This is a genomic window from Pseudomonas sp. XP2, from assembly GCF_053557975.1.
Genome location: NZ_JBNRIK010000038.1, coordinates 1 through 23415 on the forward strand (window position 1 = coordinate 1; position 23415 = coordinate 23415).

19 protein-coding genes are annotated in these 23415 nt (G+C 62.1%); 11 read left to right on the forward strand and 8 right to left on the reverse strand.

Features of this window, described 5'->3' with window-relative positions; genetic code table 11:
* Positions 1-253 (reverse strand): electron transfer flavoprotein subunit beta/FixA family protein (locus ACK1VC_RS26940; protein ID WP_449118155.1); only part of this gene is annotated, 253 nt, incomplete at its 3' end.
* Positions 254-786: 533 nt separating this feature from the next.
* Here ACK1VC_RS26940 and ACK1VC_RS26945 point away from each other — a divergent pair.
* Entirely contained in the window at positions 787-2469 is a 1683-nt protein-coding gene (locus tag ACK1VC_RS26945) for an electron transfer flavoprotein-ubiquinone oxidoreductase (protein WP_080641073.1), read from the forward strand.
* A 70-nt stretch (positions 2470-2539) separates the two neighbouring features.
* On the opposite strand, the gene ACK1VC_RS26950 is transcribed toward ACK1VC_RS26945, so the two are convergent.
* The 4 genes from ACK1VC_RS26950 to ACK1VC_RS26965 form a co-directional block, all read right to left on the reverse strand.
* A complete protein-coding gene (locus tag ACK1VC_RS26950) occupies positions 2540-2941 on the reverse strand; it encodes a type II TA system antitoxin MqsA family protein (RefSeq protein WP_024717924.1) in 402 nt (133 codons plus the stop codon).
* A 2-nt stretch (positions 2942-2943) separates the two neighbouring features.
* Positions 2944-3240: a type II toxin-antitoxin system MqsR family toxin gene (locus tag ACK1VC_RS26955; protein WP_060519866.1), complete on the reverse strand. Its 297-nt coding sequence runs from the start codon at positions 3238-3240 to the stop codon at positions 2944-2946.
* 94 nt (positions 3241-3334) lie between these two features.
* Entirely contained in the window at positions 3335-4660 is a 1326-nt protein-coding gene (locus tag ACK1VC_RS26960) for an MFS transporter (RefSeq protein WP_060519867.1), read from the reverse strand.
* 72 nt (positions 4661-4732) lie between these two features.
* Positions 4733-5212: a histidine kinase gene (locus ACK1VC_RS26965; RefSeq protein WP_449118156.1), complete on the reverse strand. Its 480-nt coding sequence runs from the start codon at positions 5210-5212 to the stop codon at positions 4733-4735.
* Positions 5213-5511: 299 nt separating this feature from the next.
* On the opposite strand from ACK1VC_RS26965, the gene azu reads away from it, so the two are divergent.
* Positions 5512-5973 carry an azurin gene (azu, locus tag ACK1VC_RS26970; protein ID WP_023048064.1) on the forward strand — a complete coding sequence of 154 codons (462 nt, stop codon included), beginning with the start codon at positions 5512-5514 and terminating at the stop codon, positions 5971-5973.
* A 37-nt stretch (positions 5974-6010) separates the two neighbouring features.
* Here the strand turns inward: azu and ACK1VC_RS26975 are convergent, their stop codons facing one another.
* A complete protein-coding gene (locus tag ACK1VC_RS26975; RefSeq protein WP_095116961.1) occupies positions 6011-6511 on the reverse strand; it encodes a sigma-70 family RNA polymerase sigma factor in 501 nt (166 codons plus the stop codon).
* Between the two features lie 230 nt (positions 6512-6741).
* Between ACK1VC_RS26975 and ACK1VC_RS26980 the strand changes: the two genes are divergently transcribed.
* Genes ACK1VC_RS26980 through ACK1VC_RS26990 form a run of 3 tightly spaced genes read left to right on the forward strand, consistent with a single transcriptional unit; the run spans position 6742 to position 11307 of the window.
* Positions 6742-7923, forward strand: coding sequence for an efflux RND transporter periplasmic adaptor subunit (locus ACK1VC_RS26980; protein WP_031312009.1), 1182 nt, complete (start codon positions 6742-6744; stop codon positions 7921-7923).
* Between the two features lies 1 nt (position 7924).
* Positions 7925-9892 (forward strand): MacB family efflux pump subunit, encoded by a 1968-nt coding sequence (locus ACK1VC_RS26985; RefSeq protein WP_145913928.1) that lies wholly within the window; start codon positions 7925-7927, stop codon positions 9890-9892.
* Positions 9889-11307: an efflux transporter outer membrane subunit gene (locus ACK1VC_RS26990; RefSeq protein ID WP_191086815.1), complete on the forward strand. Its 1419-nt coding sequence runs from the start codon at positions 9889-9891 to the stop codon at positions 11305-11307. The genes ACK1VC_RS26985 and ACK1VC_RS26990 overlap by 4 nt, the downstream gene beginning before the upstream one ends.
* Before the next feature lie 72 nt (positions 11308-11379).
* On the opposite strand, the gene pvdP is transcribed toward ACK1VC_RS26990, so the two are convergent.
* Complete coding sequence (pvdP, locus tag ACK1VC_RS26995; RefSeq protein ID WP_016488301.1) at positions 11380-12990, reverse strand: pyoverdine maturation tyrosinase PvdP; 1611 nt, start codon at positions 12988-12990, stop codon at positions 11380-11382.
* Positions 12991-13136: 146 nt separating this feature from the next.
* Between pvdP and ACK1VC_RS27000 the strand changes: the two genes are divergently transcribed.
* The 6 genes from ACK1VC_RS27000 to ACK1VC_RS27025 all read left to right on the forward strand — a co-directional run bounded on the left by ACK1VC_RS27000 (position 13137) and on the right by ACK1VC_RS27025 (position 22288).
* Positions 13137-14513, forward strand: a complete 1377-nt coding sequence (locus tag ACK1VC_RS27000) for a dipeptidase (RefSeq protein WP_197884465.1) — start codon at positions 13137-13139, stop codon at positions 14511-14513.
* Positions 14510-15385: a dihydropyoverdine dehydrogenase gene (pvdO, locus tag ACK1VC_RS27005; RefSeq protein WP_016488303.1), complete on the forward strand. Its 876-nt coding sequence runs from the start codon at positions 14510-14512 to the stop codon at positions 15383-15385. The genes ACK1VC_RS27000 and pvdO overlap by 4 nt, the downstream gene beginning before the upstream one ends.
* A gap of 21 nt (positions 15386-15406) precedes the next feature.
* The gene (gene ptaA, locus ACK1VC_RS27010) at positions 15407-16501 is read left to right on the forward strand and encodes a pyoverdine biosynthesis transaminase PtaA (protein ID WP_191086817.1); all 1095 of its coding nucleotides are present in this window, start codon (positions 15407-15409) and stop codon (positions 16499-16501) included.
* Positions 16502-16746: 245 nt separating this feature from the next.
* Positions 16747-18075: a lysine N(6)-hydroxylase/L-ornithine N(5)-oxygenase family protein gene (locus tag ACK1VC_RS27015; RefSeq protein WP_191086818.1), complete on the forward strand. Its 1329-nt coding sequence runs from the start codon at positions 16747-16749 to the stop codon at positions 18073-18075.
* An 18-nt stretch (positions 18076-18093) separates the two neighbouring features.
* Positions 18094-19743, forward strand: a complete 1650-nt coding sequence (locus ACK1VC_RS27020; protein ID WP_016488306.1) for a cyclic peptide export ABC transporter — start codon at positions 18094-18096, stop codon at positions 19741-19743.
* A gap of 118 nt (positions 19744-19861) precedes the next feature.
* Entirely contained in the window at positions 19862-22288 is a 2427-nt protein-coding gene (locus ACK1VC_RS27025; RefSeq protein WP_095116953.1) for a TonB-dependent siderophore receptor, read from the forward strand.
* A 153-nt stretch (positions 22289-22441) separates the two neighbouring features.
* On the opposite strand, the gene ACK1VC_RS27030 is transcribed toward ACK1VC_RS27025, so the two are convergent.
* Positions 22442-23404, reverse strand: a complete 963-nt coding sequence (locus tag ACK1VC_RS27030; protein ID WP_070086765.1) for an alpha/beta hydrolase — start codon at positions 23402-23404, stop codon at positions 22442-22444.
* Positions 23405-23415: the final 11 nt, after the last annotated feature.

The window sequence follows — 23415 nt, forward strand, 5'->3', positions numbered from 1 at the left end:
GGATGGCACGGTCGGCACCCAGGGCCAGCGCAGTACGCAGCTGCTCCTGGGCGGTGGTCGGGCCGACGGAAACGACGACGATCTCGGTCGCAACGCCTTTTTCCTTCAGGCGTACGGCCTCTTCCACGGCGATTTCGCAGAAGGGGTTCATGGACATCTTGACGTTAGCAAGGTCGACGCCGGAGTTGTCCGCCTTGACGCGAACCTTGACGTTGTAGTCGACCACTCGTTTGACAGCTACAAGAACCTTCATGGATTCCTCGTTACTCTCCGGTGAATAGATAGTCGCCTGGGGCTGAGCCCGGCGATGCGCGTGGGTACAAGGGCACCTCTAAAAACGTACCGGAGCGAGCAAACTTCACAGTGACCGAACAGTCTTGTCCGGACTCCTGAGACAAATACTCACGGGTCATTTTCTGTCGTGGCGTGTAAACTCCACTACAAACCGGCCAAAGGCCGCAAAACCCTGCTCCACACCTGGTCTTTAGAGGTGTACCTGCGCCCGGCTGCAAGCCTACGGCGAACGTAAAACCGCTCGTATCTTGACCGTAACACCCCATCCGGTCAATACGGCAAATCGGTCACCCTCCAGCCGCGTTCCTGTGATTTTACTGGCCTGCGGCAAATTCAAACAAACGTTTGTATTGGACCTGCCAAGTGGTGTAGATATAATGCGCGGCCAAGACAAAACGGTGTAGTCCGTCATTTGCGCAGCTACAGTTCCGCTCCCGTGATGAGCCACTGCGCGCAAGCACCCAATAAGACAAAGCAACAGCACGAGCCTTGATGAGTAGGAGAGAACCAGTGGAACGCGAATACATGGAATTCGACGTGGTCATCGTCGGCGCCGGCCCGGCAGGCCTGTCCGCCGCCTGCCGCCTGAAGCAGAAGGCCGCCGAAGCCGGTAGCGAAATCAGCGTCTGCGTGGTGGAAAAAGGCTCTGAAGTCGGCGCCCACATCCTCTCTGGCGCGGTGTTCGAACCCCGCGCCCTGAACGAACTGTTCCCGGACTGGAAAGCACTCGGCGCACCGCTCAATACCGAAGTGAAGCGCGACGACATCTATGTGCTCAAGGATGCCGGCAGCGCCACCAAGGTGCCTGACCTGTTCGTGCCCAAAACCATGCACAACCATGGCAACTACATCATCTCGCTGGGCAACCTGTGCCGCTGGCTGGCCCAGCAGGCCGAGAACCTGGGCGTGGAAATCTACCCGGGCTTCGCCGCCCAGGAAGCGCTGTTCGACGACAACGGCGTAGTCCGCGGCATCGTCACCGGCGACCTGGGTGTCGACCGCGAAGGCAACCCGAAGGACGGCCTGTACACCCCGGGCATGGAACTGCGCGCCAAGTACACCCTGTTTGCCGAAGGCTGCCGCGGCCATATCGGCAAGCAGCTGATCAAGCGCTTCAACCTCGACAGCGAGTCCGACGTCCAGCACTACGGCATCGGCCTGAAGGAAATCTGGGAGATCGACCCGGCCAAACACGAGCAGGGCCTGGTGGTTCACACCGCCGGCTGGCCGCTGGATGTGGTCGCCAAGGACAACACCGGTGGATCGTTCCTCTATCACCTGGAAAACAACCAGGTGGTGGTTGGCCTGATCGTCGACCTGTCCTACGCCAACCCGTACCTGTCGCCATTCGACGAATTCCAGCGCCTCAAGCACCACCCGGTGATCAGCCAGTACCTCGAAGGCGGCAAGCGCATCAGCTACGGTGCCCGTGCCTTGGCCAAGGGCGGTATCAACTCGCTGCCGAAAATGGTCTTCAAGGGTGGCGCACTGATCGGTTGCGACCTGGGCACCATGAACGTGGCCAAGATCAAGGGCAGCCACACCGCCATGAAGTCCGGCATGCTCGCCGCCGAAGCGGTGGCGGACGCCCTGATCGCCGGCAGCGAAGGCGGTGACCAGCTGAACAGCTACGTCAGCGCCTTCAAGGCCAGCTGGCTGCACGAAGAACTGTTCGCCAGCCGCAACTTCGGCCCTGCCATGCACAAGTTCGGCCCGCTGCTGGGCGCCGCGTTCAACTATGTGGACCAGAACTGGTTCGGCGGCAAGCTGCCGTTCACCCTGCACGATACCAAGCCGGACTACGCCTGCCTCAAGCTGGCCGCCGACTCGAAAAAGATCGACTACCCGAAACCGGACGGCAAGCTCAGCTTCGACAAGCTCAGCTCGGTATTCCTCTCCAGCACCAACCACGAAGAGGAACAGCCCTGCCACCTGAAGCTGACCGACCCGAGCATCCCGATCGCCAGCAACCTGCCGCTGTACGACGAGCCGGCCCAGCGCTACTGCCCGGCGGGCGTGTACGAAGTGGTCACCCAGGAAGACGGCAACAAGCGCTTCCAGATCAACGCGCAGAACTGCGTGCACTGCAAGACCTGCGACATCAAGGACCCGGCCCAGAACATCACCTGGGTTACCCCTGAAGGCGCTGGCGGGCCGAACTACCCGAACATGTAAGGCCCTGCCCTTGCCGTAACAAAAAGCCCCCGGTTCTCATGAGCCGGGGGCTTTTTGTTACGTGCCAAAATCAGGCAGTACGCACTTCCTCGAAGAGTTCTGGATGGCGATCCAGCAGCTTGAGCAGTTTCACCAACGCCACGGGTGGTGTGGTCTTGCCGTTTTCATAACGGGAGAACGCGTTGACGCCACCCCCGAAAATTTCCCCCGCTTCACGCTGGTCGAGGTCGAACTTACGGCGGATTGAAGCAATGAAGGAAGGATCCACAACAGCTGCGTTGACTTGACGCTCGAATGCCGTCATCAGGTTACTGACACGCATGGCTTCATCGTGGCTAAGTACACATTCACCACAGGCGCAACAGTAATCGCCACTTACGTCAGGGATGACGGTCGCCTCTCCTTTATAGCTATAGGGCATCCCCTGAACATCAGGTGCAAGCTCCGCACCGCCGCATACTGGACATCTCATGGTTACAACTCCTTGAAAGACACGATGAGCACGTCGTCTACCACGGACACTTTCAGATAAACGTACCCAAATGCTGTAAGCGGACGATAGACGTCCTGCCAAACGCGGTGATCCATATGGCTGGTCATGCTCTTGTAGAAATCAGTACGCTCCAAACAGGAGATCACTTCAAGCATGCCCGGATAATCCATTCCCAGGGCTCTGGCGCCTCTCAGTGCAGCGCCTGTAGGGCTGATGCGCCTTGCAGCAGCCAAGACTTTTACCCTTTCCAACGGACAGTGAGGCGTTCTCTTTTCCATGAGAAATTAACCTTCCAGGTTAAATTTGGCCAATAGGTTATTCCAATAACCCCCGCCCGGAAGGATGACTCAAGGCCCCATGCGCGTTACCCGATCATTTGTCACCACACATGATCGCCATCGGCTCTGCCGCAAACGCCAATGGCTCACGGCGCCCGAAATACAGGGCCGTCAGCAACCCAACCATACCCATGATCAGACAAAACCCGACACACACCCACGGGCTCCACGGCATCAGCGCGATCAGCGCCAGCGGCGTGGTACTGGCCCACAGTGCGTAGGCCACGTTGTAGGTGAAGGAAATGCCCGACACCCGGATCTCGGCCGGGAACAGCCCGACCATCACCGACGGCACCACCCCCACCACACCGCAACTCAAACCCGCCAACGCGTAGGCCAGCCAGGTCATGCCCCACTGCCCATTCAGGCTGGCGTACAACGTGCCAATGCCCAGCGGCAGCAGCACGCTGTAGAGCATCAGCGCGCGCCAGGCGCCCACGCGGTCAACCAGCAAGCCGGCCAGCACGCAGCCGATATTGAGGAAGACAATCCCCACGCTGCTGAGGGCAAAGGTGTGCCCGGCGCTCATGCCGAAGCGCTGCTGCATCACCGTTGGGGTGATTACCACCAGCACCACCACGGCAGAAGTCAGCACACAGGTCAGTAACGCCGCCGGGATCAGCGCCCGGCGGTGTTCGCCCAGTACCCTTCGCAGCGGGAACTTCACCGGTTGCTCCTGGCGCGCGCGCAGGGCCAGGAACACCGGCGTTTCGCTGAGCCAGCGGCGCAGCCACACGCCAATCACACCAAACACCCCACCGAGCAGGAACGGGTAGCGCCAGGCGTAGTCGAGGATCTCCTGCGGTGTGAACACTTGCGCCAGCAAGGTCGCGGTCAGCGCCCCCAGCAGGTAGCCGAAGGTCAGCCCGGCCTGCAGGAAGCCCAAGGCGTAACCGCGCCGCCCGATGGGCGCATGTTCGGCGACGAAGGTCCAGGCACTCGGCACTTCGCCCCCCACCGCCGCGCCCTGCAGGATGCGCAAGGCCAGCAGGATCAGCGGCGCGGCATAACCGATGTCGGCATAGGTCGGCATTACCCCGATCAACAGGCATGGCAAGGCCATCATCAGAATACTCAGGCTGAAGACCCGCTTGCGCCCCAGGTGGTCCGCGAAGTGCGCCATCAGGATGCCGCCCAGCGGCCGCGCCAGGTACCCGGTGACGAAGATGCCGAAGCTTTGCAGCAGGCGCAGCCACTCCGGCATTTCGGGCGGGAAGAACAACTGGCTGAGGGTAAGCGCAAAGAACACGAAAATGATGAAGTCGTAGATTTCCAGCGCGCCGCCCAACGCAGCCAGGCCCAAGGTCCGGTGATCGCCGCGGCTGAACCGGGGCGGGCGAGCGGTATCGATGGCAGTCATGGCAGGGTCCGCAAATCGGCAAAGGGCAAGAGGATAACAAATAGCGGCCCCGTTGCCCTGCCCGCTGCGCCGCTAGCGGTTGAACACCGTGTGCGCGAAGTTGGCCCGCGGCCGTGGCCGCACCGTAGCAGCCGGCATGCCACTCGGCAGCGGCAATTTGCCGACCAGCAGTGGCGCGTCGATGATCGCCATGAACGACTCCAGCGCCTCGTTATCTGGCACGTGCGGCAGGCTCAGGCTGACCGCCTGGCGTTCGGTCGCCGGTACTGAAGGCACCCTCAATTGACTGGAGTGGTAAAGCAGGGCGTGCTGGATTTGCGTGCTGACCCGGCAGAAGCGCTCAAGTTCAACCCCTGCATGGTTTGCCAGCTCGATATTGCCCAGCAACAGATGAAAGGGCTGCAAGGCGCAATGCACCAGGCGCTGCAGCTCCTCGAAGCTCTCCACGGGGGCTATCCGGTAATAGCCCAGGCCATTGAGCAACCGTTCCAGCTGCAGCCGCTGGCATGGGTGGGCGTCGGCGATGAGGATGCGCAGGGTCTTGTTTGCCATGGTGGGACCTGGGCAGTTGGGTAATGGGTACGCTCCATGACCGTACTGCGCCAGTAACGGCTACTGCCAAGGTCACGCCTGGCAGCGGTCTTCTTTGATAGAAGTCGGTAAACCCGCATAAATCAAGTGATTGACTGACGGAATTTGCATTTGCCTTTAACCCGGCAAGCAGGATTACCACCCGTGCTCCCCCCGGCAAAGCGAGCGGCTAGCGCCCGCCCTAAACCCTGACGTCCGGGCTTCGTATAAAAAAGGCGCATGCCCCAAGGCATTGCCTCTTACATTTTCGGAGTACCCAGATGTTTCGCCCTGCCCTCGCCTTTTTCGCCCTGAGCCTTTCCAGCGTCGCATGGTCCGCCGAGCCCTGCTCCGTGGACATTCGCAGTACCGACCAGATGACCTACGACCTGAAGACGATCACCGTGCCGCAGTCCTGCCAACGCTTCACGGTGAACCTGCAGCACACCGGCACGATGCCCAGGAACATCATGGGCCACAACTGGGTGCTAGCCAAAAAGGAAGACATAAAAGGCGTGACCACCGATGGCGCTGCAGCCGGTGAAGCCGATGACTATATCCAGCCGGGCGACCAGCGCGTGCTCGCCCATACCCGGTTAATCGGTGGCGGCGAAAAGGATTCGGTCACCTTCGACACCCGCGTGCTGCAGGCCGGCCAGGCGTACGCGTTCTTCTGCTCCTACCCTTTCCATTCGACAATGATGAAGGGCGCCCTGACATTCGGTGCACCGTCAGGCAACTGATGCGAACGCAACCCGCGCCGCGCAGCCGCGCGTGCGCTCAGGCCTCGGCCCACTCGCGCATGCGCAGGCGGCAATGTTTCATGGCGTTGACGATGTGTTTTTCCACCGTGGCCTTGGACAAACCCAGCCGCGTGGCGATCTCGCCATGCGACAGGCCTTCGAGCTTGCGGAGCAAAAAGCACTGCCGGCAGGTTTCGCTCAATTCGGCCACCGCACGTTGCAGCAACGCCAGGCGCTCTTCCTGCCGACAGACACCGTGCACGGGCGCGACAAAGAACCGCTCGTCGGTCTCCAGTACTTCCAAAGGCTCGGCGCGGCGGACCTTGCTGCGCCGATGGCCATCGGTGACCAGGTTCAGGGCCGTGCGATAAAGGAAAGCGCGCGGATGGGAGATCTGCGTGTCGTCACACCGCTCGAGTATCCGCAGATAGGCCTCCTGAGCGATATCCTCGGCAGCATGGCGGCTGCCGAGACGCGAACGAAGGTACCCGACCAGTTCACGATAGTATTGCTCGAGCAGTACACCCGAAGACGGCATCGAAGCGCTTTCCCTGTTTTCCGATGATGATATGACTGCAGTGCAGGCCAAGTAATGGCATTGCCGACGCTTAAACTATAATAATTCTCATCAAGTTTAAAGACGCTGTTACATTTCCCCCGCCCGCAACGGGCGCTTCCCGCTAAATCCGTCCTTGGCGCTTTCGTTTAATCGGCAGCCTCCCTAGCTGCTCCTTGGTGACAGCGGCCCTCTCATGGTCGGAATACTGCATGATCCCTCAACGCCTTACTCGTCGCGCCGTCACACTCGTGCTTTGCCTGATCCCGCTGGCCGCACTCGCAGCCTGGCAATTGTTGCCCGGCGAAGCCGATAAGCGGCCTTTCGTCAGCGTCAGCCGTGGCAACATCGAAGCCAGCGTCACCGCTCTGGGCACCTTGCAACCCCGCCAGTACGTCGATGTCGGCGCGCAGGCCTCCGGCCAGATCCGTACCTTGCATGTCGAGGTAGGGGACACCGTCAAGCAAGGGCAGTTGCTGGTGGAAATCGACCCCGCAACGCAACAGGCCCGGCTGGATGCCGAGCGCTATGCCATCGAAACCCTGAAAGCGCAGGTCAAGGAGCAACGCGCCGAGCATGTCCTGGCCGAGCAGCAGTTGCGGCGTCAGCAGCGGATGGCCAACGACGGCGCCACGCGCGAGGAAGATGTGCAAACCGCCCAGGCGAAAGTGCTGACAACCCAGGCGCGGATTGACATGTACCAGGCACAGATTCTCCAGGCACAGGCCACGTTACGCAGCGCAGAAGCCGAGCTTGGCTATACGCGCATCTATGCCCCGATTGGCGGCACGGTGGTGGCGGTCGATGCACGCGAGGGGCAGACCTTGAACGCACAGCAGCGCACCCCGCTGATCCTGCGGATCGCCAAGCTGTCGCCGATGACGGTTTGGGCCGAAGTCTCGGAAGCCGATATCGGCCAGGTCAAGACCGGCATGCAGGCCTACTTCACCACCTTGGGCAGTGGCGGCAGGCGCTGGACCGGCACCGTCAGGCAAATTTTGCCAATCCCGCCCAAGCCGCTGGATCAGCTCAGTCAAGGCGGCGGCAGCCCGGTTGCCGCCAGCGGTACAAGTGCCAACGGGACCGGGCGCGTGGTGCTCTACACCGTGCTGCTGGACGTCGACAACGATGACAATGCGCTGATGGCCGACATGACCGCACAGGTGTTCTTCGTCGCCGGAGCCGCCAAGGACGTATTGACCGTGCCCATCGCCGCACTGCAGGGACGCGGCCAGCGCGAGGGGCTGCAGACTGCCCACGTGCTGACCGGCAAGGGCGAAGTCCAGACGCGCCAGGTACGCACCGGGCTCAGCGACCGCCTGCGCGTGCAGGTACTCGAGGGCCTTGATGAAGGTGACAAGTTGCTGATCGGCCCTGTCGGCAGCGAGGGTTGACATGAACACTCCGCTGATAGAACTGGTCGGCATCCGTAAATCCTACGGTGGCGGTGACAGCCCTCAGGTCGATGTGTTGCGCGGCATTGACCTGAAGATCCATGCCGGAGAATTCATCGCCATCGTCGGCACCTCGGGTTCCGGCAAGTCGACCCTGATGAACATCCTGGGTTGCCTCGATCGCCCGAGCGCCGGGCGCTATCGCTTCGCCGGCCAGGATGTTGCCGGGCTGAACAATGACGAGCTGGCCTGGTTGCGCCGCGAGGCGTTCGGGTTCGTGTTTCAGGGCTACCACCTGATCCCCTCCGCCTCGGCGCAAGAGAACGTGGAGATGCCGGCAATCTACGCCGGGACCACCGCTGCCACGCGCGCCGAAAGGGCCCGGGCCCTGCTGCAACGCCTGGGCCTGGGTGAGCGCACCGGCAATCGCCCGCGCCAGCTTTCAGGTGGCCAGCAACAACGGGTATCCATCGCCCGGGCATTGATGAACGGCGGCCACATCATCCTCGCGGACGAGCCCACCGGTGCGCTGGACAGCCACAGTGGCACCGAGGTCATGCGCCTGCTGGATGAGCTGGCCGAGCAGGGCCATGTGGTGATTCTGATCACCCATGACCGCGATGTGGCCGCTCGTGCGCAGCGCATCATAGAGATCCGCGACGGCGAAGTGATCAGCGACAGTGGCGCCGGTCAGGCGCCGCCACAGGATCGCCAGGGCGCACTGCAGGCAGATGATCTGGCCCATCGCCTGGCCCGGGCCGACACCCAGCGCAGCCCTTGGCTGGGCGAAACCCGCGACGCGCTGCAGGCCGCCTGGCGGGTCATGTGGAGCAACCGTACACGCACCGCGCTGACCCTGCTGGGGATCATCATCGGCGTCGCGTCAGTGGTCGTGATGCTGGCGGTGGGCGAAGGCAGCAAGCGCCAGGTCATGGCCCAGATGGGCGCGTTCGGCTCGAACATCATGTTCATGAACGGCGCCTCTCCCGCTCCGCGCGCCCCACCCGGCGACGTTCGCCTCAGCGACGTACAGGCGCTGGCCGAGCTGCCCCAGGTGAAATCCATCATGCCGGCCATGACGCTGGAAGCGCAGGTGCGCTTCGGCAACCGCGATCTCGAATCGACCATAGGCGGCTATACGCCGGTGTTCCCGACCCTGATGAGCTGGCCCGTCAGCGAGGGCAGTTTCTTCACCGACAACGACCTGGCTACGGCTGCCGCCGTGGCCGTGATCGGCTCTGAAGTGCGCAGAAAGCTGTTCGTGGACGGCCAAGACCCGATCGGCCAATACATCCTCATCGAGAACGTGCCTTTCCAGGTGATCGGCGTGCTGGCCAGCAAAGGCTCCAGCGGCGCCAATCAGCGAAACGACCTGCGCATCGCAGTGCCGTACTCAGCGACTGCCATACGGCTGTCCGGCACACAGCACCCGGAATACGTGATCATCGGCGCCGCCGACAGCACCCAGGTGCATGAAGCCGAACGGGCGATACGCCAGTTGATGCTGAGACTGCACAATGGCATCGAAGATTTTGAGATCGACAACAGCGCGGCGATGATCCAGGCCGAAGCCGCGACGCGCAACGGGTTGTCCCTGATGCTGGGGGCCATTGCCGCCATTTCGCTGCTGGTGGGCGGAATCGGCGTGATGAACGTGATGCTCATGACCGTGCGCGAACGCACCCGCGAGATCGGTATACGGATCGCCACCGGTGCCCGGCAGCGCGACATCCTGCGCCAGTTTCTGACCGAGGCCGTTGTGCTTTCGCTCACCGGTGGCCTTATCGGCGTGTGCCTGGCGCTGCTGATCGGTGTGGTACTCAGCCTGGCCCAGGTGGCCGTGGCGTTTTCCGCCCTGGCGATGGTGGGTGCTTTCGCCTGCTCGGTAGCCACCGGCGTCATCTTCGGCTTCATGCCCGCGCGCAAGGCTGCCGCCCTCGACCCTGTCGCCGCTCTGACCAGTGAATGACCATGACCAGAACCCCGCTTTTTCTGCTGCCGCTGCTGACCCTGCTTGGCGCTTGCAGCCACCCACCCGCCCCCTTGGACAGCGGTATTGTTGCGCCCGCCAGCTGGCAAGGTCCGACTGGGGTCACGGCTGCCTCGGCGCAGTGGTGGACAACCTTCAACAGCGCTCAATTGAGCCAGCTCATCGAGCAGGCGCGCCACGGCAGCCATGACCTGCGCGCCGCCATGGCCAGGGTCAGGCAGGCTCGGGCCGACCTTCGCATTGCCGGTGGCCCTCTGCTGCCGAGCCTGGACGCCAGCGCCGACGCCTATCAGCAGCGCCTGCTGCGAGGCCAAGGGTACAGCGAACAGGACACCTCGAGCAGCAAACGGACTTACCGCTACTTCGACACGGCCCTGACGGCCAGCTACGAGCTGGACTTCTGGGGCGCAAATGCCGCTGCGCAGGACAGTGCTCGGCTTGGCCTGCAAGCCACTGCATTTGACCGTGACACCCTCGAGCTGAGCCTGACGAGCAGTGTTGCCGACACCTATCTGCGAGCCCTCGCCGCTCGCGAGCAGGCCCACATCGCCACGCTCAACCTGGAAAACGCCGACAAGATCCTCAATGTGGTGCGCACGCGGTTTCAGGCTGGCTCGTCAACTGCCCTGGAGCTGGCCCAACAAGAGAGCCTGGTGGCCAATCAGCAACGACAGTTGCCGCTCTACCAGCAAGAAGCCCGCGATGCGCAGATCACCCTGGCAACCCTGCTCGGTGTGCCGGTGCAGGCACTTGAGCTTGCCGATCAGCCTTTCGATCAACTGCGCGGCCCGAGCATTGCCGCCGGCATTCCCAGCCAGCTGTTGACCCGTCGCCCGGACATTGCCAGCGCAGAGGCGCGCCTGGCAGCGGCTCAGGCGGATGTCAGCGTTGCACGGGCAGCCCTGTTCCCCACGGTAAGCCTGACGGCCAGCCTGGCCACCGGCGACAGAAAGGCCATCGACCTGCTGCACAACCCGGCGTTCAACCTCGGTGCCGGTCTGACGGCCCCCATTTTCAACAATGGCGCCTTGCGCGCTGCGCGTGATCGCGCCATCGCTCGCCAGGACGAGTTGCTCGATGCGTATCGCAGCGTACTGATAACCAGCTTCGGCGAAGTCGAGAAGGCACTGAACAGCGTGGACGGCCTGGACCGCCAGACTCGCTGGCAGAATGAGGCGCTTAGCCAGGCACAGCGCGCGTTCGACCTGGCCGAAAACCGCTATCGGGCCGGGGCCGAAGACCTGCTCAGCGTGCTGGAGGCGCAACGCAGCCTGTTTGCAGCACAGGCCGAGCGGGTACGCCTGCGTGAGGCGCGGCTGCAGGCCAGTGTTGCGCTTTACAAGGCATTGGGCGGGGGGTGGACAGGCACGGATGCGCTGATGACGGTGAGGTAGTTTGTCACGCTGTCTTCAGTGCCTGTGAGCCCGCGCTCACAGGCACTGAAGATCCGATGCCGGGCACCCGCGCTACAACCCGTCACGCCGCGGGCCAGGTGCAAGATGGCGAGCATACCAGGGCCGCTGTGGCACCCTGCCAGACAGGCGATCGGCGTCTTCTTCCGGGCTGAAAATGACCTGCAAGGCCAGCTTCATGGTCTCGATGTCCAGTTTCCCGGTGCCGCCTCCATTGCCCAGCCCCCAGGCACCGCAACCGTCACGGGTGGGCCCTAGCCAAGGCTCGGCCACACGCACCCAGCGCCCCGGCGCAAACCACGGAACACCCTCGATCATTCGCGGCTTCACTTCCCCCGGGTGCGCCTGCTGGTGGGCCAGGTACCAGTCGTTCAGACGGTCGTCGATCCAGCCATGAAACGCCCAGAACACCGGGTTCACGTGGGATGAAAACGGATCGCCAAGGAAGTCGTTCTCGGCGCGAAACCAACGTTCGGAAAAATCATAGTTGCGACGCCCGTAGGGCATCGGGTAATCCGAGTTCGGATCGCGCCCCAGGGATGCCCAGCGCATGTGCAACCAATCGTGGACCCCCAACTCGATACGCGACCCCAACTCTCCCAGGCACAAGGTGCTGAGATATTCCGGGTCATGCAGCTGGGCTTCCCACAGCTGGAAGTTGGCGTGCAGGCCCTGAGTGCTCTTCACGTAGTACAGCCACTGGCTGAAGGCATCATCGCCGGCCGCCTGCCAATTGGGCGGGACGCTGTAGCCGTCGCGGTTGTCGAGGTAATCGAAAAACGCCTGGGCGCCATGCCCGATCGAAGGACGTGCCGCGGGCAGGCTGGCCCAGGAACGCAGGTCCTGGACCTTACGTACCCCGTGCAGCATATGCCGATGCATGAACAGAAAATCCTCGCCGGAGCCGTTGCGATGGCGATCATGCCCGCGGGCGTTGCGCTCCTTGCCCAACGGGCCGACCTGCCAGCCCAGCGCACGCACCATCTGCCGTCGGGAATCATCGATGCGGTGCCAACGATCGCGGCTGGCATGCCACAGCTGATGATAGTAGCGGCGCTGCGGCGAAATCAGGTCCTCGTGCAGGGCCGCCACAAAAGGCAGCCGCTCACGCGCCAGCACAAACGGTCGACGGACCGCGACAAAACCCGCTTGCACACCGGAATGCCCCGCCTGCGTCCCTGCCAGACGCACTTGCCCACTCAGGGTGGCGCTGCCTCCGCCCTCGCTCCAGTCGCCCCATATCTCATCCAGCACGGCGTCGCAGTCGTAGGCTTCGCCAGAGCCGGCAATTATCTTCAGGCGCACCGCTGGCAATCGGTCGGCAGCCAGCGGCCCGTAAACCTGCAAACCCCGGTCGCCATACGGCGCGGTACCCAGGTAGCCACGCAAGGCACGGGCACCCTGCCCGACGTCGAGCAACAGCTGCTGCGGCCCGGCCAGCACAGCCAGCGCCGGGTGATTGCCTGTCAGGCGCCAGTCCCAGATCCCGACCAGGCGTTCCCCCAGCAGCGCATTGGGCAGGTCGTCGACCGGCACCGCAGGTTCGTCACTGCTCAGCTCCGCTTCCTGGGCCCGCTGCCACTCCTGCTGTGCGTAATAGCCGGCAGGCAGAGCTACACCGGCAGCCACCAGGCCTGCCAGGATCTTTCGACGTGACACTTTCATCCACTGTACTCATGACGTGACTACTGCTGCAAAAACGAATGGTTGAGGAAGCGATTTAGAGGGTTGCTAAATTCTCTTTGCCCCGGCTCGTTTCACCCAGCAAGTTCGAACGGCATGGGGCCGTCGTGCAGGCGATCGAGTACGCAATGAAGAAACCGGCTTTGTTTTCGCGCAGATGGCCATGGGCATTGGCACTTCTGCTCCTGCTCCTGATGGCCGCAGGCGCCTGGTGGTACTGGGTTTACCTTGCCAAGCACCCCTACAGCCGGGAAATCGAACAGCGAGCCAACGCCCTGCAGGCGCGCATCCCGGCCCTGGATGCGCACCTCGATGTGCCGCTGAGCTATGGCACCGATGGCGAGGAAGCAAACCGCGATGGCCCGACACAGTTCGATCTGGTGAAAGCCGCCAAAGGCCGCCTGAGCGGCGCTTCGATCGCGATCTGGTCATGGCCGGAATTCTGGAGTGGGCCCAACTGGCCACACCGCCCCACCCCAGGCTTCGAGGCCGCAATGGCCAACGAACTGGAAGTGCGCTACCGGATCATCACCAGCATCGCCAAGGATTTCCCTGCACAGGCCGGCATCGCCTACACCCCCGCTGACTTCCGCCGACTGGTCAGTGAAGGCAAGTTCGCCATCATCATCAGCATGCTCAATGCCGCGCCTTTGGGCGACGACATTGACAAACTGGACCACTGGGCCGCACGCGGCATGCGGGTATTCGGACCAGGCTACGTCGGTAACAACAGCTGGGTAGACTCGGCACGGCCCCTGCCTTTCCTGGGCGATTCGGTCGACCCGCTGGGCGGGCTTTCCGCGATTGGTCGGCGCGCCATCACCCGGCTCAACGACCTCGGCGTGGTCATCGACGTGTCGCAGATGTCCAGCCAGGCGCTGACCCAGGTCACCCAGCTTAGCCGAGCGCCGGTCATGGCCTCGCACACCGGCGTACAAGGCCTGATGGACATTCGCCGCAACCTCAGCGATACCGACCTGGCACACATCAAGGCCACCGATGGGCTGGTCAATATCGTGGCCTACTCCCACTACCTCAAGCCGTTCTCGCGCCCGACCATCGAGAAGATGAACGCTTTGCGTGCCAGGCATGGCTTGCCCGACGTACAAAACCAGACCCAGATGGGCACCACCACCGACCCGGTGTTCTCGATCTGGTCAGAGAAGAAGTTCGGTGAATACCTCACACCGTTCTACGAAATCCTCGGCGCCGAGCCAGAGGCCACCCTGGCCGACTATGTCGACTCGATCGATTACGCGGTGAAGAAGATCGGTATCGACCATGTAGGCATCAGTTCCGATTTCAACGACGGCGGCGGTGTGGTCGGCTGGGAAAATGTCAGCCAGAGCCGCAATGTCACCGCCGAACTGATGCAGCGTGGCTATTCCGATGAAGACATCGCCAAGCTCTGGGGGGCCAACTTCCTGCGTGTTTGGGAAGCCGCCCAGAAAGCTGCCAAGCCCACCCCACCTCCCATTGCCCACTACCCGCAAGGAACCCCATGAAACGGCTGACCTCACTGATTGCCCTCGGTTGTCTCTCGCTGTCGCTCGATGCCCTCGCTGGCGCCCCGAGTGCACCGGGCAAGGTCTTCAAGGACTGCAAGGATTGCCCGGAAATGGTCGTGCTGCCCGCCGGCAGCTACGTGATGGGCACCCCCGATGACGAACTGGGCAAACAGGACGATGAAGGTCCGCTGCATACCGTAACATTCGCCAAGGCCTTCGCCATGAGTCGCTTCCACGTGACGGCCAGCCAATGGCAAGCCTATGCCAGGGACACCCACACCGTGCTGCCCGACGGCGACGATCGCCCGGGCCGTCTGTGCAAGAACGGCAAGCCCAGTTACCCGCAAGGGCCTACCCAGCCAGCGGTCTGCATGACCTGGGAGGAAGCGCGCGGCTATATTGGCTGGCTGGCGAAGAAAACCGGCAAGCCTTACCGCATGGTCAGCGAGGCCGAACGCGAATACGCAGGTCGCGCTGGCTCCACCGGTCCTTTCCCGTTCCCCTTCGATGAGGAAGGCGAGTATCAGATCAGCAAGCATGCCAACACTTACGGGCCACGGGATGGCTTCACCTACACGGCGCCGGTCGGCAGCTTCCCGGCCAACGCGTTCGGCATGTATGACATGCATGGCAACATCTACGAGTGGGTCGAAGACTGCTGGCACACCGATTATGTCGGTGCGCCCACCGATGGCAGCGCCTGGACCACAGGTGGCACCTGCACGCACCGGCAGATCCGCGGCAACGACTACCTGGAACCGCCCATCTTCTCCCGCTCGGGCAACCGCAACGAGCGCGAACCCGAAGTGCGCGGTGACTGGCTGGGCTTTCGGGTAGCCCGCGACCTCAAGGACGGCGAGCACAACTGACAACCTACAGGGAGAGTGACCATGTCCGCTTTGAGCAGACGCCGTTTCGTAGCGGCAGCCACCTTGACCGGCCTCGTACCCGCCATGCCCGCCTGGGCGGCGGGCGCAGCGGGCGATCCGACGGTGGACGATGACATCATCCGCCTGGACTACAACGAGAGCCCTTACGGCCCCTGCCCCTCGGCGCTCCAGGCAATGAGCCTGGGGATACGCCAGAGCGGGCATTACTTTCCGGAGCATGAATATCGCCTGATCGAGCTGTTCGCGCGGCAGCACAACGTGCCCGAAGACCATGTGGCAGTCTTCTGCGGCTCCCGCTCACCGTTGCAATATGCCCTGGCTCGCCACGCCGACAAGCGGGCCGTGGTCACCGCCGCGCCGACCTATGACTCCGTGGCCAATGGCGCCAGAGCCGTCGGCGCGACCGTGCATGAAGTGCCGCTCGATGCCCGCCACGCCCATGACGTGCGCGGCATGCTTGCCGCCAACCCCCAGCCCGGGGTGTTGTACCTGTGCAATCCGAACAACCCCACCGGCACGCTGACGCCACGCGCCGACATCGAGCACCTGGTCAGCCACAAGCCGGCAGGCAGCCTGGCCATCATCGATGAGGCGTACATCCACTTTTGCGACGCCCCTTCCTGCCTGGATCTGGCGGTCAGCCATGACGATGTCCTGGTGTTGAGGACATTCTCCAAGCTCTATGGCATGGCCGGTGCCCGCCTGGGGCTGGCGATCGGCAAACCGGCGTTGCTGCACGACCTGCAACGCCTGAACGGCTACAACTTCGTGCCGCTTGCCGCCGCCATGGGCGGTATCGCCAGCCTGCAACAAGGCGACCTGGTCAGCGAACGCAAACGCATCAATCGCCACATTCTTCTGACCACTACCGACGCCCTGCAAAAGGCCGGTTACCGCTGCACCGACGCACACGCCAACTGTTTCATGGTGGCCCTTGGCCGACCTGCCAAACCCGTGATCGAAGCACTTGCACAACGCCGGGTCCGGGTTGGACGGGTATTCGAGGCGTGGCCGCAGTGGATGCGCGTCAGTGTCGGCACGGCGGCGCAGATGCAAGCCTTTCTGAAGGCGTTCTTCGACGTCATGCAACGCTAGGCTGCGCTGCGCCTACCCGCATCTACCCTGAGCCACGAACCCCGGCGGGCGCCTGGCGCAGCATGCCTGCGGGGTTTTCGTGCGCCAGCGCGCAACGTATGCCCCTCCTCGGATCACAACTTCTGCGTCTCTGCGAACACCTGCGTGGGGTGCATGCCCGGCTGGTCGTGACCGGCTAAATCCAGCCTCTGCGGCTTCGTTTAACACCTACTCACCGCTCACCAGCAACAGCAGGAGTCAACGACATGAGCGCCTCAACTCTCCACGACCTGATCGGCGTAGGCTTCGGCCCGTCCAACCTGGCCCTGGCCATCGCCCTGCAGGAGCTTTCCCAGAGCAATGGCAAGCCCATTGACGCCTTGTTCATGGACAAGCAGGAGCACTATCGCTGGCATGGGGATACCTTGTCCTCGCAGAGCGAACTGCAGATCTCGTTCCTCAAGGACCTGGTTTCGCTGCGCAACCCCACCAGCCCCTACAGCTTCGTCAACTACCTCAAGCAGCAGGGCCGCCTGGTCGACTTCGTCAACCTCGGCACCTTTTACCCGTGCCGGCTGGAGTACAACCACTATCTGGGCTGGGTCGCCGAGCAGTTCGCCGAGCAGGCACTGTATGGCGAAGAAGTGTTGCGCATCGAGCCCGAGCTCGATAATGGGGTCATTCATCACCTCCGGCTGATCTCGCGCAATGCACAAGGCATGCAGCGCACCCGTCGCACGCGTTCGGTGGTGATCAGCACCGGTGGCTCACCGAAGATTCCAGCCATGTTCGCCCCGCTGCGCAACAATGCCCGGGTTTTTCATCATTCCCGCTACCTCACCGGCATGCAGCACCTGGCCTGCAGCGAAGGCAAGCCGATGCGTATCGCGATCATCGGTTCCGGGCAGAGTGCCGCCGAAGCGTTCATCGACCTCAACGACAGCTTTCCTTCGGTGCGGGCTGAAATGATCCTGCGCAGCTCAGCCCTAAAGCCCGCCGACGACTCGCCTTTCGTCAACGAAATTTTCGCCCCTGCGTACACCGACCTGGTTTTCCAGCAAGCACCGCAAGACCGCGAAAAGTTGATCGGCGAATACCATAACACCAACTACTCGGTCGTCGACCTGGGGCTGATCGAGCGCATCTATGCCGTGCTGTACCGGCAGAAGATCACCCGTCAGCCCCGCCACGCGGTGCTCTGCCGTCAACACCTGGAAGCGGCAGTCGATGTCGAAGGGGGCATCGAACTGACCCTGCGCGACCTCGCCACCGGGCAACAGCAGACCCACCGCTACGATGCCGTGATACTGGCCACCGGCTACGAGCGCAACAGCCATCAGCACCTGCTCGAACCGCTTCTGCCTTACCTGCATGGCCTGGAAGTGGACCGTACCTATCGCGCCCTGGCCACCCCACAGCTCCAGGCGCCAGTCTTCCTGCAAGGCTTCTGCGAGGCCACCCACGGCTTGAGCGACACCTTGCTTTCAGTGCTGCCGATGCGCAGCGAAGAGATCGGAAAAGCGCTCTATGGCGCCCTGAACCTTTCCAGCAGCGCACACCAGGCGCAAACCAAACCCCTTGCCAGCGTCGGCTGATCAACTCAGGAGCCCATCATGTCCCAGTCCTCCCGCGGCGCCGTGCAGGATCTCTTCGCCCTGCTCAAGCCGTTCAAATATACCGTCGCGCTGTCCGTCATCCTGGGCATGGTCGGCGGCCTCAGCATCACCTTCCTGCTGGCCACCATCAACCGCGCCCTGCACGACGACAGCGGCCTGACCCAAGGCGTTGTCTGGGGTTTCGCCGGGCTTTGCCTGGTGGCCCTGGCCAGCTCGGTGTTTTCCGACATCGGTAGCAACCGGGTGGGCCAGAACATCATCGCCGCCTTGCGCAAGGAACTGGGCGAGAAGGTTCTGTCTGCCCCCATCGAACAGATCGAGCGCTATCGCAGCCATCGACTGATCCCCGTGCTGACGCACGACGTGGACACCATCAGCGATTTCGCTTTCGCTTTCGCGCCATTGGCGATCGCCCTGACCGTTACCTTGGGCTGCCTTGGCTATCTGGCATTGCTTTCCTGGCCGATGTTCCTGCTGATGCTGGCAGCGATCGCACTCGGTACCGTCGTGCAGTACATCGCCCGATCCAAGGGCATTCGAGGGTTTGTTGCGGCACGGGACGCCGAAGATGAACTGCAACGGCATTACAATGCGATCGCCGCCGGAGCCAAGGAGCTGCGCATCCACCGCGCGCGCCGCCAACGCATGTTCAGCCGCAATATCCAAGGCACAGCTGACCAGATACGCGATATCCAGATCCGCTCCATCAATACCTTCGTCATCGCCAAGACCTTCGGCTCGATGCTGTTCTTCGTGGTTATCGGCCTGGCCCTTGCCCTGCAATCCTTGTGGCCTAGCGGCGACAAGGCAGTAATGAGCGGCTTCGTGCTGGTACTGCTGTACATGAAAGGCCCGCTGGAATATCTGGTAGGCACGTTGCCCATCGTCAGCCGGGCTCAGATCGCCTTCCGCCGGATTGCCGAGTTGTCCGAACAGTTCTCCTCCCCCGAGCCGCACCTGCTGCTCGAAGACAAGGCCAGCCAGCTGCCCGTCTTGCGTACTCTCGAGTTGCATGACGTGCGTTTTGCCTTCCCTCCGGTCGACGGCAATGCGCCGTTTACCCTTGGGCCGGTGAACCTGCAGGTCAGCCAGGGCGATATCGTGTTCATCGTCGGTGAAAACGGCTGTGGCAAGACCACCCTGATCAAGCTGCTGCTAGGTCTGTATCCGCCGCAAAAAGGCGAGATACGCATCAACGACCAACCCATCACCGCGCTCAATCGCGACGATTACCGCCAGCTCTTCACCACTGTCTTTTCTGATTACTACCTGTTCGACGACCCCTTCCTGGGCGCGCAGCAGGTGCCGGAGAGCGCCGAGGTCTATCTCAAGCGGCTGGAAATTGCACACAAGGTCAGCATCCGCGACGGCAGTTTCACCACCACCGACCTCTCGACCGGGCAACGCAAGCGGCTGGCACTGATCAACGCCTGGCTCGAGGAGCGCCCGGTGCTGGTGTTCGACGAATGGGCAGCGGACCAGGACCCGACATTCCGGCGCATCTTCTATACCGAGCTGCTCCCCGAACTGAAGCGCCTGGGCAAGACCATCATCGTCATCAGCCATGATGACCGCTATTTCGATGTCGCCGACCAACTGGTGCGCATGGAGGCCGGTAGGGTGCTGGTCGAAACGTGCGTCGCCTGATGCAACAAAAGCGAAACATTTGCATTCCGGTTTGTCACCCATCGTGCGTCATACCCGTAGTCGACATAAAAACAGATCTGCCCAGCCTGCCCACTCAACATCTACAACGAGCACCGAAATGCCCACCCACCTTCGATTGAATCACTTGACCAGGGCGCTTGGCCTTCGACGCGCTTTCAATGCACAACTGCCAGCGCTGGCCCTCACCCTGGCGCTGCCCCTGGCGGCCCAGGCGCAAGATCAGCAACTGACTTTGAATATCCCGGCACAGCCACTGAGCTCGGCGCTGCAGAAGTTTGCAGAACTGACCGACGTGCAAGTGCTGTACGAGCCCGGTGCCGTGCAGAACCTTCGCTCGGGTGCGTTAAGCGGTCGTCACAGCCTGGATCAATCGGTGCGTATCTTGCTCGGGGAGAGTGGGCTGCGCTATCAGCTGCGCGACAACACATTGACCTTGCAGGCGAGCAACGAGGGTGACAGCGCAATGCTCCTCGATGCCACGAGCATCCAGTCCGCTGCCTTGGGTGCAACTACCGAAAACACAGGCTCATACACCACGGGTGTGACCAGCACGGCCACCAGGCTGGGGCTGTCACCCCGGGAGACGCCCCAATCGGTCAGCGTCGTCACCCGCCAACAGATGGACGACCAGAACATGCAGTCCCTGGAAGACGTGGCCATGGCCGCGACAGGGATCAATACCGTCAAGGGTTTCGGCACCGAGCGCCCACTGTATTACTCGCGAGGGTTCCAGGTGGACGACCTGCAGGTCGATGGCCTGCCGACCAGCGTGACTGAAAGCTTCTCGATGGACGTCATGTCGGTCAATAACATGGCCATGTATGATCGGGTCGAGATCGTGCGCGGCGCCAATGGCCTGCTGCAGGGGGCGGGCAGCCCGTCGGCAGCCATCAACATGGTGCGCAAGCGGCCTACCCGGAGCTATCAGCTCAAGGCCGAGATCGGCGCAGGTTCATGGGATAACTACCGCACCCAGCTGGATGTGGGCGGTCCGTTGAATGCCGAAGGGACACTGCGCGGTCGAACGGTACTGATGTACAACAACCGCAATAGCTACCAGGATTATGCCGGCAAGGAAAACCAGCTGTTCTATGCCATCGGCGAAGCTGACCTGAGTGACTCGACCACCTTGACCCTCGGTGGCTCGCTGCAGCAGGACAACAACAATGGTTACGACTGGGGTGGCCTGCCAACACACCAGGACGGCAGTTTCTACGACTTCTCCCGCTCGACCTCCCTGGCCGGCAAATGGGCCTATCTGGACAAGCTGAACCGCAACGTCTTCGCCGATATCAAGCATTCGTTCAACGAAGACTGGAACCTGACCGTCGCGACCAACCTCATCTGGTCCAATGCGGACTTTTTGGCACAGGTCGGTTATCACACCGGCGAGACCGACTCGTCGATGCAGTACTACCCCAACAGCGCCAGATACGATGACGAGCAGGTCAACCTGGATGCAGCGCTGAATGGCGCGTTCAACCTGATGGGCCAGAAGCATGAAGTGGTCGTGGGCACAAGCATGCGCCGCGATCGCCTGCAGTACGTGACCGGCTCGCCGAGCATCTACCCCAAGGTAGACGTCCTCGACTTCAATGCTTCGCAATTCCCCAAACCGGAAATAGTCGGCAACCTTACGCCAAGCCGCCACGTGCGCAAGGACAAAGGGATCTACGCGGCTACCCGTCTTAATCCTACCGACGACCTCCACGTAATCCTCGGCAGCCGCTTGAGCTGGGTCGATTACGATACCCAAGGACCTTGGGAAACCGATCGCTTCAAGGAAGACCGCAAGGTCATTCCGTATGGGGGCATCGTTTATGACATCACCGATCAGACCTCGGTCTACGCCAGTTACACTGAAATCTACAAACTGCAAAGCAACTACAGTGTCGACAACAAGCTGCTGGCCCCCACCACGGGCAGCAACTACGAGATCGGCCTCAAGAACGAGCTGTTCGACGGCAGGCTCAACACCTCTCTGGCGCTGTTCCAGGTCGATCAGACTGGCCTGCCCCAGGTCGTGCCAGAAGCCGGTCGTGTGTGCGGACCGAACCGCGATGCACGTTGCTATACCGAAGGTGCCAAGGTGCGCAATCGCGGTTTCGATGCCGAAGTGTCAGGCGAGCTGATGCCTGGGTGGAATGCTTCGATGGGCTACACCTACAGCCATCCCAAGTACGTTGCCGGGGCCAACAAGGGCGACACCTACGGTACGGAAAACTCGCCCCAGCGACTGTTCAAGGCGGCTACCACCTACCAGCTGCCGGGTGCGCTGGACCAGTGGCGAGTGGGTACCAGCGTCTATCACCAGAGCAAGCTCTACCTGAACAACATCACCCAGAGCGCTTACAACCTGGTCGATCTCAATGCCAACTTTCGGGTCAACCAGAACGTTAGCGTGCAGTTGAACCTCAACAACGTGTTTGACGAGAAATACTACACTGCCATCTTCAGCGAAGACACCGGCAACTACTACGGCGCCCCACGCAATTTCGCGCTTACCCTGCGTTACGAAAACTGATCCCCCCCCTGCGCCAGCCACCGCCGAAGGTGGCTGGCGCCTTTCCCTCCTCTGTTCCTACACCACCTGTCTGCTTGATTCAGCAGGGCCCTGACGCGGGGCTCGCCAGGGCATTGCGCTCAGCGCGACCACAATGCCCTTGGGGCTGGAGGTCTATCGTGCCTTGGCGATAAGCGCAAGCAGACTGTCGACCAATCGCTTGTACACTGTCGAAACTTCTGCAGTCACTGACATCATGCGCAGCAGGTCGTGGGTCATGTCCTGCGCCAGGATGATTTCCACATCCACCCCGGATGCTTGCAATCGCTCAGCGTAGGCTTGCCCTTCATCCAGCAGCGGATCCAGGCCGGCCAGCAGGACGATGGCTGGAGCGACACCGCTCAGGCTTTCTGCGCGCAAGGGAGAGAAACGCCAGTCGTGACGATCCAGGTGTTCGCGTGCATAAAGGTCATAGAACCATTCGAGCGTTTCGTCTTCCAGCAGGTACCCCTCCCCAAACAGGGTGCGCGAGGCGTATTCGCCCCCCGCATCCGTGACCGGGTAACACAACAGTTGCCCGATCGGCCGTACCACGGCCGCCAGGCCTTGCCTGGCGGCATGCAGGGCCAAGGTGGTGGCCAGGGTCGCGCCCACGCTGTCGCCCGCAAGGACGACGCGTTGCAGGTCCAGCCCCTGTGCCTGGGCGATGGAGGGCAGCGCTTCGAGCACATCCCAACCGTCCTCGAAAGCCGTTGGGAACCGGTGCTCAGGGGCCAGGCGATAGCCTACCGAAACCACCGCGCAGCCTGACCGTGCGCACAGCTCACGGCATACGCCATCATGTGAATCCAGGCTGCCGACGACAAAGCCACCGCCATGGAAATAAACCAGCACCGGCAGGGGCCGGCCATCGGCCTGCGCAGGTTTGTAAACACGCAACGGCAAAGCCGTACCATCGCGTGCGGTGCAGGTCAGCGAACCTAGCGCCAGGTCCTGCGGCGCTTGCCAGCGAAGACGCTGCGTGGCCAACTCGAAACGGGTGCGTGCCTGCACCGGACCCAGCCGATGCAAGGCCTGATCCTGTGGGTTCATTGCAACCATATCGAGAAACGCTTCCAGATCGTTATTCAACTTGATATTCCTTGAAA